This window comes from Lentzea waywayandensis, from assembly GCF_900115955.1.
GTDB lineage: Bacteria > Actinomycetota > Actinomycetes > Mycobacteriales > Pseudonocardiaceae > Lentzea > Lentzea waywayandensis.
Genome location: NZ_FOYL01000022.1, coordinates 30,769 through 45,310, shown reverse-complemented (window position 1 = coordinate 45,310; position 14,542 = coordinate 30,769). Strand labels below are relative to the sequence as shown.

Below are 14,542 nucleotides of genomic sequence, written 5' to 3'. Positions count from 1 at the left end.
ACTCGATCACCTTCGACTCCGACGTGGCCCGGCGCGCCACCGCCGACCGCGTCCGCGTCCTCAAGTCGATCTAGCGTCGCGTAGGACGTGGTCGTGCAGTGCCCGCAGGTGGCCGAGAACCGAGACAAGCTCCTGCGGTGATCTGGTCAGGGTCGCCTGCGGAGCGCGGACCCGCGTACCTCACCGGAGTCGCGTCTCCATCCCGGTCACCCCAGAACCTGTACCCCCAGTGACGGCAACAGGTTCTGGGGTGACCCCTGTGCGAGCCGCGGTCAGCGCGGCAGAACGAGCCGGTTGGCGATGTCGTACAGGTCGGCCTGGGGTATCCGGCCGGCGATGACGACCGGGGCTCCCCCGAGCGCGTCGAGGACCCACAACTGGCGGTAGCCGTTGTCGTCGACGTAGCGGGTCGCGTGGCCCTGCACGGGTTGTCCCGGTGTGCCGGTCGGTTCGCCGACGACAGCGCTGTTGACGAAGACCGTCGGCTGGACGGTGCACGTGCCCAGCGAGTAGCTCGTGTTGGCCCCCGGCACCGCCGCGGACCGGTCCAGGCCCAGTCCCTGGTCGACGCTGAAGGCGCAGATCCGCATCCCGTTGGGCAGGTCGCGCAGGCCGTACGCCGGGGTGACGGTCGTCGTGCCCGGGAACTGGATGTTCTCCGCGATCCGGCGGCCGGCGTCGACGAGTTGCTGCGCGGGCGCGTTGCTGCCCGGCGCGGCGGACACGTGCACGTACATCGAACCGCCGTCGGGGTGCGCAACGTACAGCTCGTACCCGCCCGGCCCGGTGGACACCGAACTCTCGACCCCGCGCTGCCCTTTGACCGTCACGGACTTCCCTGGACCCGACTTGAACGTCGCCTGGTCCACCGGCACCATCCGGAACTGCTGAACGTCGACCTCCAGGACCTGGCCGTCGGCCGTGACGGTCAGCATGTACTCGCCGCCGTACAGGGGCGCGTCCGGGTTGGCCGCGCTGGACCCGACGTTGATGCGGTGCGCCCGGTAGGCGACTGCGCCCGGTGGGAGCCAGCCGAGGGAGTAGGGCATCTGCAGACCCGCCGCGGCCTGGCCGGTAGGGGCCGGGGTTTGGCTGCCTTGAGATCCGTTGGCGGTGGCGATCGTCTGGGACTGCTCCACGGGATCCGGCCGGTTCAGCACCACGGTGGTGACCGCGCCGAGAGTCAGCACGGTCGCCCCGGCGGCGACCGCCAACGGCCGGCTCAGCCCGGAGCGCCTGCTGTCGATGCGTTGGCGCGCCGCGGCAAGGACAGCATCGCTGTCGGGCGCGTCGTGTTCGCGCGCCGTGAAGGTGTCCTTGATCAGGTTCTCGATGTTCATCACGTCTCCCTGGCCTCCGCCATCTGCTCGATGGCCAAGCCGTTTCGCAGTGCGGCCAATGCCTTGTGGGCGTGTGCGCGGACGGTGGCCTGGGCGCAGCCGAGCAACCCGGCGATCTCGGAGTCGGGCAGCTGCTCGTAGTACCGCAGCACCACCACAGCCCGCTGGCGCTTGGGCAGCCGCGCCAAGCGCTGCCACATGTCCTCGCGCGCGGCGTGGTCCGACGCGAAATCGTCCGCCTGTGCCTCATCGGGAAGGTCACCCGACGTGAACACACGTGCGGACCAGCTATGTCGCCAGGACAGGTAGCCGTTGGTCACCATCCGCAGTACGTACCGGTCGGGGTGATCCGTGCCGCTGATCCGGGACCAGTGCCGGTACACCTTGACCAGCACGTCCTGCACCAGATCAGCCGCCTGCTCCCGCTCGCCGGTGAGCATCGTCGCGTACCGCAGCAACCGCGGTAGTTGCGCTCGGGCGAAGTCGTCGTAGTCAGCCATCACCTTTGAAGACTCACGTCGACGGCGATCCGTTTACCGGCTTCCCGAATAAACAGGTTGATCCACTCGACGAGTCATAGAGGTACTGGGGAAATACCAGCCGACGTCACAAGGGGCGATCTGTGCACAAACGCGGTTTCATCCATGCGGCGGTCTTCGCCGTCGTGGCCACCGGTGTGGCCGTCTTGCCGGCAGCCGCACGACAACCCACACCGGCGCCGGCCGAGGCGCCCAGGACGGTCACGCTGATCACCGGCGACAAGGTGACCGTGACCAGGAAGGACGGCTCCTGGGACGCGAAGATCCAGCCGGCCGCCCGGCTCGGGCCGGTGCGGTTCATCAAGTCGGTCAGCGCCAAGGGCGTCACGGTGATCCCATCGGTCGCCGAGCCGCTGATCCGGGCGGGCAGACTGGATCGCAAGCTGTTCGACGTGACCGGCCTGATCGACCTGGGCTACGACGACGCCCACACGCCTGAGATCCCGCTGCTGGTCGAGTCCTCAGGTGCCCGGACGCTCGGCAAGATCACCCGTGAACTGCCGACGGTCGGGCTCTCCGCGGTGGCCACGCCGAAGAACAAGGCCGCGGAACTGTTCGACAAGGCCGACGTGGGCAAGATCTGGCTCAACGGCAAGGTTCATCCGTCACTGGACGTGAGCGTGCCGCAGGTCGGCGCGCCGACCGCCTGGCAGGCCGGGTACACCGGCGCGGGCGCGACGGTCGCGGTCCTCGACACCGGCTACGACCCGAAACACCCTGACCTGGCCGGGATCGTGAAGGGCGAGAAGGACTTCACCGGAGAAGGCATCGTCGACAACGTGGGGCACGGCACGCACGTGGCGTCGACCGTCGCCGGCCGTGGCGCCAAGTACACCGGCGTCGCCAAGGGCGCGGACCTGCTGATCGGCAAGGTCTGCCAGACGGGCGGCTGCCCGTTCGACGCGATCCTCGCGGGCATGCAGTGGGCCGCGGACAGCGGCGCCAAGGTCGTGAACATGAGTCTGGGTGGCGGGTCCGGTGACAGCGTCAGCAGCCCGCTGGAGATCGCGGTCAACCGGCTCTCGGCCGAGAAGGGCACGTTGTTCGTGGTCGCGGCCGGAAACGACGGCCAGAGCAGGCCGGTCGCGAGCCCGGCGTCCGCGGACGCCGCGCTGGCCGTGGCCAGCGTGAGCAAGCAGGACAAGTACAGCAGGTTCTCGCAGCCCGGACCGCGGTTCAAGGACTACGCCGTCAAACCGGACATCTCCGCGCCCGGTGAGGACATCGTGGCCGCACGGGCCGAGGGCACGCTCGCCGACCGCGCTGTCGACGAGCACCACGCCCGGCTGACCGGTACCTCCATGGCGACGCCGCACGTGGCTGGTGCCGCGGCGATCCTGGCCGCGCAGCATCCGGACTGGACCGGCCGGCAGATCAAGGCCGCGCTGATGGGCAGCGCGACCCCGATCGACGCCACGATCTACCAGCAGGGCTCCGGCCGGCTCGACGTGGGCCGGGCATCCAGGCAGACGATCATCCCCAGCACGGGGAGCCTGAGCCTCGGTTTCGTGCGGTGGCCGTACAACCAGCCCACGCTGACCAAGCAGATCACGTACAGCAACACCGGCAGCACACCGGTTTCGCTGCAGCTGAGCATGGACGTCCCGGCGTTCCGCACGAACGTCGACCAGGTCGTGGTGCCCGCCAACGGCGAGGCCACGGTGTCGGTCACCTTTGACCACTCCGCCGCCCAGATCGGTGTCCACGGCGGCAGGCTCGTTGCCAAGAGCGGCGCAGGCGACACGGTGATCCAGACGCCGGTCGGCGCGTACAAGGAACCGGAAAGCTACGACCTGACGACGAGGCTGATCGACCAGAACGGCGCTGCGCCGGCCGACGGCCTGCTGGCGAACGCGATGTGGGTTCCGCTGGGCACGGGCCAGGACGATTTCGACCTGATGGGGAACAACAGCACCGTGCGGCTGCCTGCGGGCCGGTACGCCGTGCTGGGCACGATCCAGACCGCGGTGCCCGGTCAGCCCCTGCCGACGAGCACCAGGGTGGCCGATCCGGAGGTCGACCTGCACAAGGACACCACGGTCACGCTGGACGCCAGGAACAGCAAGAAAGTCACCGTGCAGACCGATGAGAAGGACGCCCGCCCGTTCTCCTGGACGAACGGGATGGTCGTCGACACCGGAGCACGTGGAGTGGGCTACTACAGCATGTCGGACTACAACGACTACACCGCGCCCACCACCAAGCACACCAAGGAATTCCGCTACTTCGACCGGATGAAGCTCGAACGGCCCCAGGTCCGGCTGACGGTCGACAGGCCCGAGTCGTTCGAGGTCCCCGTGGAGTGGATATGGGGCTCGCCGCAGCCGGCCGGCTCTCGCGCACTGTCCGCTGTGGACGTTGGGCATGCCACACCCGGCGAGATCGCCGCGGCCGATCTCAAGGGCAAACTCGCGGTGTTCACCCTGGGCAAAGGTGAAGGCCTCGAGTTCAGCCCGCGGGTGCGTGCGATCGCCGAGGCGGGGGCGAACTCCGCGCTGTTCCACTTCTCCGGCAGCCCCGTGCGGTTGATGGAGGCGCCGCCACTCCCGTTGACAGCCACGTTCGGCCCCGAGGGCGCTCGGCTGGCGAAGTCGCCGAATGCGGCCGTGACGTTGACCGGCTTGCCGGTGAGCCCGTACCGGTACGAGCTCGTGTTCCCCAGCTACGGGGACATTCCGGCGAACGTGACCTACCGGCCGCGCAACAGCGATCTGGCCACGGTGAAGACGACCTATCGGGCGCCGGCGGAAGGTGTGGGCTACGCGTCGATGTTCGCCACCGACGGGAAGTACGACCTGGAGGGCGCGCTGGAGTCGACGCCGACTCCGCTTCCCCGGGAGCGGACCGAGTACTACTCCCCTGCCACTTGGGCGAACTCCGTGAGCGTGCTGGCGGGCGGTGCCGCGCAGGACTACGCGGCCGCCAAACGGACCTTCAAGCCCGGCGACAAGGCCACTGTGGACTGGGGCAAGGCCGTGATCGGGCCGGGTGTCACCGGGTCGCTGGGCTTATTCTCGACCGAGCCGCACCTGGCGTACCGCGAAGGCGAGAAGATCAACACCCGTCTGCCGCTGTTCTCCGACTCGGCCGGCCACGCCGGGTTCCCCGGTTCCAGTGACACCGGCGACACCGTGCTCCACATCGACGGCAAGGAGATCGCCCGCAGCGGCCAACCCGGCAGCGGGCAGTTCACGGTGCCCGCGGGCGCGGCGAACTACCGGCTCGCCGCCGAGGCGAGCCGAAGCAACCCGGGATGGCCGCTGTCCACAAAGGTCAGCGCGGAATGGAGCTTCCGGTCCGGGCACACCACCGCCGCCACACCACTGCCATTGCTGTCGATCGGTTTCGACCCCGAACTCGACCTGAGGAACCACGCGCCCCGCAACGCACTGTTCTCGGTGCCGTTGCGCGTTGACCGCCAGTCGGGCGCACAGGGCGGCAGGGCCGAGCCGAAGCAGGTCGAGGTGTCCTGCAACGATGGGCAGACCTGGCAGCGGGTGCCGGTGCTGCACGTGAACGGCACCTGGTTGGCGCTCATCCGGAACCCGGCGTCGGGGTTCGTGTCGCTGCGCGCGAACGCCGCGGACCAGGACGGCAACACGGTGACCCAGACGGTCATCAGGGCCTACCAGGTGAACTGACCCGCGGTTTCTGACTGCGCGGCGGTCGCGACAGCGTCCGCCGCGCAGCTTGTGGGGTGTCAAACGTGGTCCGGTGGGCCTGACCTGCGTATCAGGCCGCTGCAGGTTCGTACACGTTGATCAAGCCGCCGAGCACTCGTCGGCGACTGCGGCGCTGCAGGTCATGCAACAGGCGCGACCGCGTCATGTGAACGGGGGCAGCGCTTTGCGTGCCGAAACTGCATCCACGCAAGTTGAGCGGGATGGTGGTACTCGTGGATGACTCCGCCGACACGGTCCTGTCGATCTATGGTGAGGCCCGTTGCAATGCCGCCCGTACTCACGCAGCGCGTGCCACAGGTGGATCTGATTTAAGATCAGCGTGCGGTCCAACAGTTCGCCGCGAAACGCCTTGACCTGAGGTTCTACGGTAGCTCGGAGACTTTCAAGCACGGTCCGATAGGACCTGAAGGAAGTCATCAGTGGCAGCACCGAAGAAGTACCCGACGAGTTGAGGGCTCGAGCGGTCCGGCTGTATCGGGAGCCGGATCCCAAGCCGGCAATCCGGCGGCTGGCCGAGCAGCTCGGGGTGCATCACGAAGCACTACTCCCAGTTCCTTCATGCGTTTGGCGTCCATGTCGACGGCAGGAATGTAGATCCGGAACACGTCCGCGTCCAGCTCGGAGCCCTCCACCACGCCTTCTGCCAGGTAGACAGGCACGAGATAGCGCTGGAACACATGGCGAAAGCCTCTCACCAACGCTCCCACAGCCGCACGAGCTCCTGCCTGAGTTCCGCAGACGAAACAGGACCACATGTCGTCCGGTAGACGGTGACCGGACCCACTGGCCGGTCGACGTCAACGTGGACTCGTCGGGCGAAGTCGGGCATGATCCACCTCCGATCACTCATCAACAGGTTCCGCGCAAATAGAACAGGACCGTGGGCTGCGCCGGGTCGCCACTCACGAACCCCTTGCCGTGCCAATGGTCGTTGTAGGTGTCCGTGCCTTCGGCATCAGCCCGCCGGTAGGCAAAGGAAACGTCGTCATCCTCGCTCTCGATGCAGGCCCAAATCCAGGCCTCCCGCACAGTCCAGCCTTGGTTCAGACGATCAGCGAACTGCTCGCCGCGATCCTTGCGGTCGTAGGCGACAGTGTGAAATCCGAGGATTTAGTGAAGACCGCGGGACGTCGGCCGGCCCCACCTGCTGAACACCGTGCCGGTGTCGTCCGCCAGCATCTCGCACCCGTCGGCCACCAGCCATTCGAGATCCTTGTTCCCGAGGCGCATGTTCGAAGCACGAGCAACCCCGTCATCGAGCGTCTTAACCCCGAATGACGCTCCGAAGCGCATGCCATGCCCGGAGAAGAAGACGATGTCGACGTCGTCCGCGTAGATCTGGTCGCTGCCCGCGCTCGGCGTGCCAGCTTCCGCCTCCTCGAAGTCCTGGTCCCAGGCCAGGTCGTCGCCGTACTCGACCTGACATTGCCCGTGCAACCGGCCGTAGATGCCTCGTGCGTTGTCGTCGTTGTTGGCCAAGTTCGAACTCGCCGAGTGGTAGTTGTTGACCCACTCAATACCGATCGTCATCAGACCTCCACAAAGCATCAATAACGAGTAGAACGCGGAACTCATCTGGAACAGCTATGACGCTCTGCGTCGGATGGAATTTTCGCCGAATCTCACCGAGCGCAACGGTTCGAATACTGCGAGCACGGTCCTCTAACCCTCGCGAGAGCACGGAAGGGGGACCAAGGCCCCTGTTTCAGATTGCACCCGATCCGCCACAATAATCATCCAGCACCGCGCGGCAGGTGCCGACCGCTCCGGCTTGTCGATCTCTTCGCTCCTCTGCTGGCCCCAATCTTGCAGGAGAGTGAGGTGGACAGCCAGGAACAGCGCGAAGGGGGCACAATGCCGTCTCCAGGATTGGCGCTCGATCGGCGTGGGCGACATCGCCAGGATGAATTTCCGCCGACCTCCGATTACAGATCGGCGCGAATTCGGGAGCCCGAGTGGGAGATGTCAGCATCGCCTCGCCCGGCTCCGCTGATGCCTCTGTGCGCGGCCATCGCCCAGGTCGCCCGTGAACAGTTCCGCCGGTGGCGGCCAGGAGGCGGGGCGGCTCTGGTGGAGACGTCACCGGCGGCCAGTCCGATCCTGCGGGAGTACTACCGGACGGGCGTGGGACGGGACGTGACCGCCCAGGAGATGCGAAGTGCCGCGTACCAGGCGTCGCATCCGTGGAGTGCGGTGTTCGTGTCCTACGTGATGCGCAGGGCCGGAGCCGGGACGACCTTCCGGTACTCGGCGGCGCACCAGACCTATGTCCGGGCGGCGCGCGAGAACCGCCTGCGCGCCGACACCGCGAACCCGTTCTGGGCGTACCGGGCGATAGAGGTGCAACCGGCGGTGGGCGACCTGGTGTGCGCGGCGCGGCAGAACAGCGGCGCCACCTACGACAACATCGGCGACAACCAGCGGCGGGCGACGCACTGCGACGTGGTGGTCGAGGTGCGTCCAGGCCGGATCCGCGTGATCGGTGGCAACGTCGGGCAGACGGTGGGTGAGAAGTGGCTGCGCACGCGGCCCGACGGTCGGCTGGATCCGAGCGGCACGCAAAGCCGGATCTTCGCGGTGGTGCAGTGCCGGAACCGGCGGCCGGGCTCGGCGGGCCCGCACCCGGTTTCGGCGGGACTGCTACCGGTTCCGGCGGGGCTGCACGCGGTTCCGGCGGGGCTGCAGGCGCGGGTCCAGCGGGTGATGGAGCTGCTGGTGCGCCGGTACGGCTTCCCGGTGAACGGCGCGGCGGGGATCGCCGGCAACCTGATCGCCGAGTCGTCGGTCCTGCCGAACCGGATCGAGGGCAGTCGCGAGGCCACCCCGATGCGGGCGAGGGACTTCACGGGCAGGGTGCGCGACTTCACGCCAGACGAGATCCGCGACCGCGACTTCCGCCGCCGCACCGGCCCCCGTTCGCCCGGCATCGGTCTGGCCCAGTGGACCAGTCCCCAGCGCCGGTCTGGACTGTTCCGCCACGTCTTCAACGGACGGCGCCCCGGCTCGGCGATCCTGTTCGACCTCGACGCCCAGGTCGACTACCTGGTGCACGAACTGAGACGCGACTACCGCTCCGTCAACGCCGTGCTGACAGCGCCCGGCGTCACGACCAACCAGGCGTCCGACGTCGTAGTCCTGCGCTTCGAACGCCCAGCGGCGGTGCTCGACAAGCCCTTGTCCGATCCGGGTGTGCAGGCGGTCCTGCGCCATCGCAGGACGCACGCCGCCGAGGCACTGCGAATCCACCGCTCCACGTCCACTCGCTGAAAGGACCGCGCTGTGACCGAATATTCGTTCGAGATCGCCGGACGGCCCGATGGCCGGTACTCGTGGGAGCTGGTCGAGTCGGACGGCACCCGGCGGCGCGTTCTGATGCGGGGCAGCCGGATCTACGACTCCGCGGACGAGGCGGAGAAGGCGGCGACCGCGGTGAAGGAGGCCCGCTTCGTCCGGCGCGGACGACCTGCGGAGTCGTATCCGCTGCCGGAGACCGGCTTCGAGTTCGTCGAAGGGGTTCTGCCGTTGCGGCCGCGGGGATCGGCCAAGTACAAGCCGCCCGCAGCCAGCGCGCCGGCGGCCAGCATCACCGCGACCAGCGCACCAGCCGCGAGCATCCCAGCGGTCACCACTCCTGCGGCCACCACCCCACCGACCAGCGCTCCAGCAACCAGCACCCCAGCGGCCAGTCCCCCAGCCGCCAGTCCCTCAGCCGCCAAAGCCTCGGCAGTCAAAGCGGCAGCGGCCAGTCCCCCTGCGGCCAAGCCCAAGCCCGCGACACCAAAACCCGCCAGCCAAAAGACCACCGGGCAGAAACCGGCGACAAAACCCCGCCGCCAAACACAAAAACCCGACAAGGCCACCTGACCCGACACGTGGACGCCTGGCTCGAAGCCCTCGGAGCACCCCAGTCGGTGGTCCGGCAGCTGACGAGTGCCCTGGACGCGATGGACATCCAACTCGGCCCACGCACCCATGACCAGCCGCAGAACGGCGTGATCGTCTTCGACACAGCGACCCCGGAGGTGATCGACCGCCTCCGCGAGATCACGAGCGACCGATCCGACCGGATCCTCGCGCTGTCGGCCACAAGCCTGCCGAGGGCCGCCGGCAGCTGGGATCTGCTGCGCGCGGGAGCATCGGACGTGGTGACCTGGACCGGCGAGCAGGCGCACCACATCGCCGAGCGGTTGCGGCGTTGGGAGGCCATCGACGAGTTGCTTGCCTGCCGGCACGTTCAGGAGTTCCTGGTGGGCGACAGCGTGGTGTGGCAGACGGTGCTGCGGGAGGCCGTCGAGGTGGCGCGGTTCACGAGTGCGGCCGTGCTGGTGACCGGCGAGAGCGGCACCGGCAAGGAGCGGGTGGCCCAGCTGATCCACGAGCTGGATCCGCGGCCGCACAAGAAGAAGCTGGTGATCCTCGACTGCAGCACCGTGGTGCCGTCGTTGTCCGGCAGTGAGTTCTTCGGGCACGAGAAGGGTGCGTTCACCGGCGCGTCGGCGCCGCGGGAAGGGGCGTTCGAGCTGGCCGACGGCGGCACGTTGTTCCTGGACGAGGTCGGTGAGCTCCCGGTGACGTTGCAGGCCGAGCTGCTGCGGGTCATCCAGGAGGGCACGTTCAAGCGGGTTGGCAGCAACACGTGGCGCCGCAGCAAGTTCCGGCTGGTGTGCGCTACGAACCGGGACCTGGAGGCTGAGCGTGCCAACGGTTCCTTCCGCAACGACTTCTACTACCGGATCGCCGGGTGCACGCTGCACCTGCCGAGCCTGCGGGAGCGGACCGAGGACATCATCCCGCTGTTCCGGCACTTCTTCGGCCAGGTGCATCCGGATCGCCGACCGCCGGAGCTCGAGGGCGCGGTGCGTGAGTTGCTGGTCCGCCGGGCCTATCCGGGCAACGTCCGGGACCTGCGCGGGCTGGTGCTGCGGATCATCCACCGGTACCTCGGCGACGGGGTGATCACGGTGGGAGACATTCCCGAGCACGAACGGCCGGAGTCACCGCGGGTGGACGGCTGGCCGGACCAGGACTTCGAGGACAGCATCCGGTGCGGTCTCGCCCGTGGCGCCTCCCTGGCGGACATCACGGCACGGGCTGCCGACGTGGCGACGCGGCTGGCTTCCGAGCCCGCCGGGTGAGTCGCAGGAAGTTGCCCGCCAGCACCTGCGCCTCCGCGGCCGGTGGCAGGCCGAGCAGGCGCACCTTGGCCAGTTCGAGGCCGGGGTGCAGCCAGGGGCCGTCCGTGCCGAAGAGCACCTTGTGCGGGCCCGCCCGCTCGACCGCCCGCTCCAGCAGGTCGAACCGGCGCACGGCCGAGGTGTCGGTGTAGATGTTCGGCCGCTCGGCGAGCAGGCCGCAGAACGCCAGCTGCGCGCTCCAGTCGTCGGCGAAGCTCCCCAGGTGCGGGAACACGAAGTCGACGTCGGGGTACGCGGTGGCCAGCAGCTCGGCCGCGGCCACCTCGCCCATCACGTCGTACAGCACCGGCAGCCGGAACCGCCTTGCCACGTCGCAGATCTCGCGGCTGATGCGGGCGTCGTGGCGGTGCACCTTGATCCCGCACAGGCCCAGGCCGGTCACCGCCCGCCGCACCATCGGCAGGATTCGGCCGCGGTCGCGTTCGGCGTGCACGAAAGCGAAGCCGGAGAACCGTTCCGGGCGGCTCGCGACGATCCGGCCGACCTCCTCGTTGGCGGCGGCGTAGTCGGTGTGGAACGCCGCGAGCAGGTTCGACCGGTGGATGCCCGCCTCGTCGCAGCGCCGCAGGTAACGGCGCAACGGCGCGGAGGTGTCCCACGGCCCGGTGAAACCGTCCCCCTGCCCCGCGTGACAGTGGGCGTCGATGACCAGCATCAGCCGCGGTACGTTCCACGGCGCTGACGCAGGTGCGACGACGGTGCCGAGTAGTCCGAACGCTCCGTCAGGTCCACTCCGGTCACCGCGCGGTAGGCGTACACGTAGCCCTGCACCTCCGCCCTCAGGTACCGGACGAGGTTCGCGGCCCGCTCCGGCTCGTTGACCGCCGCCCAGTTGCCGAACCGGATGCTCAGCAGGATCTGCTCGCCGTACACCGCGAGGTCCCGGAAGTGCACCACGGACACGTCCGACCAGCCCTGCATCCTGCTCATCGCCTCGACCCGGTCCATCCAGGCCTCGGGGTACGCCACCATCGTCCGGGTCGGCAGGAAGTCACGCATCTCCGGCCTGGCCAGGATCCATTGGTGCATAAGCATTTCGTGGCGAGAGGCGAACGGCATGTCGCCGTACTGGTTGTGCGCGCCCTGGGTCAGCAGCAGGTGGGTCTCCTTCAGCGCGTTGAGCACGCCGAAGCCGTCAGCGATCCGGGTGGTGTCGTCGTCGTGCAGGTAGAACACCGAAGCGAGCTTGAGCAGGTGGTGGAACGCCTCGATGAACTGCGACCGGGAGTCGGCGGGCCGCACCGGGCGGCCCGGCTTGGCCGCGAGCACCAGCCCGTAGCCGTTCTGGTACTCGAAGGCGCGACGCACCATGGTGAGCCGGTGCCCCTCGTCCTGGATGAAGCCCCACAACAGGTTGTTGAGCGGCCTGAGCGGGTCGACGTTCAGGTTCACCAGCGGGTCGCGGTCACCCGCCGCGGTGCGCCGGTTCTGGAACCGCCACGCGATCGCGTTCAAGGTCTGCGACAGCCGGCCCTCATCGTTCCAATAGGACCAGAGCAGCTCGATGAAGCACGGGTTGGTCAGCTTCTCCGCGAGGATCCCGTAGCAGACGTTCGCACGGTCCTCGTCGTCGCCGGCCCCGACAATGGCCACGTCGTGCAGCTTGCGCCGGATGAGTGCCAGATAGGGCAACGTGTCGACGAAGCCGCCGTCTCCCGTGGACAGCTCGGTCAGGTACTCCCGCATCTCCCCTTCGAGTCCGAGCTCCGTCACGTCGCGGTTCAGCCGCCGGCTCTCCTCGTCCGGGTCGAAGTCCTGGAAGTCGTCGAGCGCGACCCCGCAGTGGATCATCAGGAACACCTCGGCCGCGGCCTTCAGCAACCGGTACCTGTCCACGTTCGGGAACGGCAGCGCGGTGCGCCTCTTGACCTTGCGCAGCTTGTGCCTCGTCTCCTTGTCCAGCGTCTCACCACACACCACCGCGTCGATGAAGTTGCTGAAGTTGTCGAACCCGATCGCGTTGGTGCTGTTGCGGATCCTGACCCACAACGCCTGGTCCGACGTCGGCGCCACGGCGGCACGTTTGAGCGTCACCGCCACGTCGTCACCCGCTCCGAACGGCCGGGCCAGCACCTCGATCGGGTTGGACTCGAGCGTGTACGTCCTCGGTTCGACGCCTCCGCCGACCTCGGTGAGGGTGAGGGTGACCCGCCAGGCGCCCAGGGGCAGGTCGCGAGTGTCGAAGGTGGCCCGAATCTCCGGCCCGTGCTCCAGGTTCACCTGTGTTCCGGTGACCGTGGTGGCGCCGAGCAGGGCGACGCGACTCTTCTGCCCGGTCAGCACCACCGGCCCGACGACCGCCCACAAGGCGTCGTAAAGACCGTCAACGCAAGGAGTGTCGGCGACCAGCAACACGATCCCGCCCGCGGTGACCCGGCTCGGGTAGGCGGTGATGGTGTGGGTTGCATCGTCGGCCGAACCGCCCGCGGTGATCATTTGCGACATGATGTCTCTCCAAGCGTGAGTAGGTGCGGTGTCCCGAGGCGGCCGGTCCAGATGGCCGGCTGGCCGACGAACATCCCGGCGCCGGATCGGCCGACGGCCCTGGCCGTCTCGAGCGTGCTGGTGACCGCCCAGCCCGCCATCAGCCGCCGCAGCAGGCGGCTTTCGCGTTCCGGTGAAAGGCGCCCGTCGGCCCGCGCCTGGCCGAAGACCGCGAAGACGAGGGTGGGAGGTGCCGCCGGCATCCGGCCGGGATCGGCCTGCCAGGCGTCGAACCGCTCCAGCAGCGCGGTCCGCTGGATGTCGGGGTTGTGCAGCACCTCGCCGAGCGTCCAGCCGCGCAGGCTCGCCGGGCGGTGCTCGACGAGAACCGACGCGAACTCGGGAATGGCCGCACGCAGCTCGGCCAGGACCTCCACCAGTTCGGGCCGGATTCCGGTGAGCGGGTACAGATCCCGCCACGTCGCGGCGAGCCGCCGCCACTGCGGGTCCGGGTAGAGGCGGTCGCCGATCGCACAGCTGAGCTGCACTCGCACCCACGGGATCGGGTGCGGGTCCTCGTCGGGCGCGCGGAAGACGAACCCGCGCGGCAGACTCACCAGGCTGACCAGTCCGAGCGTGGAACCGATCCCTATCCGCGCCACGGCCCAGAGGTCGGGAACGATCTCGGAGACCCAGTGGGAGAGCATCCGCCACGCCCGCCGCTGACCGGCCGGGGACCGGCGCAGCTGCTCCCTGATCGAGCCGACCAGCCCGAGCAACGCCGCGGCCTGGTGACCGACCTCGTGCACCAGCGACGAGGCAACGCCGTAGCCGATCATGCGTTCCCTGGGGATCCGGATGATCGCCACCGGGTTGTCGCCGCCGCCGGGAAGCCTGGTCCTGGCCCGGCGGATGGCGCCACCGAGCCCGCGGTGCAGCGACACGACGACCGGCGGCCCCTCGAAGTACCCGCCGGGCAGGCGCAACGCCTCCGCCGCCGCGAGGTCGAGCCCGGACAGCAGCACGCCGGTCTCGTGCTCGCTGCGCTGGGTGATCACCTCCGAGAACAGGTCGAACTGCGCCAGCGCGGCCTGGAAGCTCAGGCGCAGCAACCAGAAGCGGCGTTGCTGCTCGGCCGCGGGCGCGTCGTGCCCCGGTCCCCGCAGCCAGCGGAGGAATCCGTGTGCGCGCCGGTGCACCTCCCGCCGTCCGATGATCAGGTGCTGCTCGATCCCGGCGAGCGCGGACGGGGAGATCGCCGCCGCCGCGACGAAGGTCTCCTGGAGCACGAACGGCCGCACCGCCGCGAGCCTCGTCAGCAGCGCGCGGGTCTCCTGCTCCAGCAGCCTGCTCGCGGACAT

At 68.7% G+C, this 14,542-nt stretch carries 9 protein-coding genes and 1 pseudogene; 4 read left to right on the top strand and 6 right to left on the bottom strand.

The features are described from left to right. Nucleotides 1–272: 272 nt before the first annotated feature. The gene (locus BM417_RS44870; RefSeq protein WP_093606234.1) at nucleotides 273–1,340 is read right to left on the bottom strand and encodes a hypothetical protein; all 1,068 of its coding nucleotides are present in this window, start codon (nucleotides 1,338–1,340) and stop codon (nucleotides 273–275) included. Beyond that, a complete protein-coding gene (locus BM417_RS44865) occupies nucleotides 1,340–1,840 on the bottom strand; it encodes a SigE family RNA polymerase sigma factor (RefSeq protein ID WP_177320974.1) in 501 nt (166 codons plus the stop codon). Before BM417_RS44865 ends, BM417_RS44870 begins: the two co-directional genes overlap by 1 nt. A gap of 122 nt (nucleotides 1,841–1,962) precedes the next feature. Between BM417_RS44865 and BM417_RS44860 the strand changes: the two genes are divergently transcribed. Continuing rightward, the gene (locus tag BM417_RS44860; protein WP_093606232.1) at nucleotides 1,963–5,520 is read left to right on the top strand and encodes a S8 family serine peptidase; all 3,558 of its coding nucleotides are present in this window, start codon (nucleotides 1,963–1,965) and stop codon (nucleotides 5,518–5,520) included. A gap of 891 nt (nucleotides 5,521–6,411) precedes the next feature. On the opposite strand, the pseudogene BM417_RS49685 reads toward BM417_RS44860, so the two are convergent. Beyond that, nucleotides 6,412–7,092, bottom strand: a pseudogene (locus tag BM417_RS49685) (DUF6345 domain-containing protein). Between the two features lie 462 nt (nucleotides 7,093–7,554). Between BM417_RS49685 and BM417_RS44845 the strand changes: the two are divergent. From BM417_RS44845 to BM417_RS44835, 3 genes are all read left to right on the top strand, one after another. Then, complete coding sequence (locus tag BM417_RS44845) at nucleotides 7,555–8,829, top strand: phage tail tip lysozyme (RefSeq protein WP_177320973.1); 1,275 nt, start codon at nucleotides 7,555–7,557, stop codon at nucleotides 8,827–8,829. Between the two features lie 12 nt (nucleotides 8,830–8,841). Then, a complete protein-coding gene (locus BM417_RS47370) occupies nucleotides 8,842–9,426 on the top strand; it encodes a hypothetical protein (protein ID WP_143139096.1) in 585 nt (194 codons plus the stop codon). A gap of 80 nt (nucleotides 9,427–9,506) precedes the next feature. Further along, nucleotides 9,507–10,697 (top strand): sigma 54-interacting transcriptional regulator, encoded by a 1,191-nt coding sequence (locus BM417_RS44835; protein WP_177320972.1) that lies wholly within the window; start codon nucleotides 9,507–9,509, stop codon nucleotides 10,695–10,697. Here BM417_RS44835 and BM417_RS44830 read toward each other — a convergent pair. Genes BM417_RS44830 through BM417_RS44820 form a run of 3 tightly spaced genes read right to left on the bottom strand, consistent with a single transcriptional unit; the run spans nucleotide 10,642 to nucleotide 14,542 of the window. After that, nucleotides 10,642–11,412: an amidohydrolase family protein gene (locus BM417_RS44830; RefSeq protein ID WP_218164772.1), complete on the bottom strand. Its 771-nt coding sequence runs from the start codon at nucleotides 11,410–11,412 to the stop codon at nucleotides 10,642–10,644. The two genes, BM417_RS44835 and BM417_RS44830, sit on opposite strands and share 56 nt — an antisense overlap. Next, on the bottom strand, nucleotides 11,412–13,193 hold the full coding sequence (locus BM417_RS44825) for a hypothetical protein (protein ID WP_093606226.1): 1,782 nt from the start codon (nucleotides 13,191–13,193) through the stop codon (nucleotides 11,412–11,414). Before BM417_RS44825 ends, BM417_RS44830 begins: the two co-directional genes overlap by 1 nt. Further along, nucleotides 13,190–14,542, bottom strand: a complete 1,353-nt coding sequence (locus tag BM417_RS44820; RefSeq protein WP_093606225.1) for a hypothetical protein — start codon at nucleotides 14,540–14,542, stop codon at nucleotides 13,190–13,192. Before BM417_RS44820 ends, BM417_RS44825 begins: the two co-directional genes overlap by 4 nt.

What these genes read in the sequence shown, in the direction of transcription:
- BM417_RS44865 (WP_177320974.1), bottom strand. Translation starts at nt 1,840, where the DNA reads ATGGCTGACTACGACGACTTCGCCCGAGCGCAACTACCGCGGTTGCTG.
- BM417_RS44830 (WP_218164772.1), bottom strand. Translation starts at nt 11,412, where the DNA reads ATGCTGGTCATCGACGCCCACTGTCACGCGGGGCAGGGGGACGGTTTC.
- BM417_RS44845 (WP_177320973.1), top strand. Translation starts at nt 7,555, where the DNA reads ATGCCTCTGTGCGCGGCCATCGCCCAGGTCGCCCGTGAACAGTTCCGC.
- BM417_RS44870 (WP_093606234.1), bottom strand. Translation starts at nt 1,340, where the DNA reads ATGAACATCGAGAACCTGATCAAGGACACCTTCACGGCGCGCGAACAC.
- BM417_RS44820 (WP_093606225.1), bottom strand. Translation starts at nt 14,542, where the DNA reads ATGTCCGCGAGCAGGCTGCTGGAGCAGGAGACCCGCGCGCTGCTGACG.
- BM417_RS44835 (WP_177320972.1), top strand. Translation starts at nt 9,507, where the DNA reads ATGGACATCCAACTCGGCCCACGCACCCATGACCAGCCGCAGAACGGC.
- BM417_RS44825 (WP_093606226.1), bottom strand. Translation starts at nt 13,193, where the DNA reads ATGATCACCGCGGGCGGTTCGGCCGACGATGCAACCCACACCATCACC.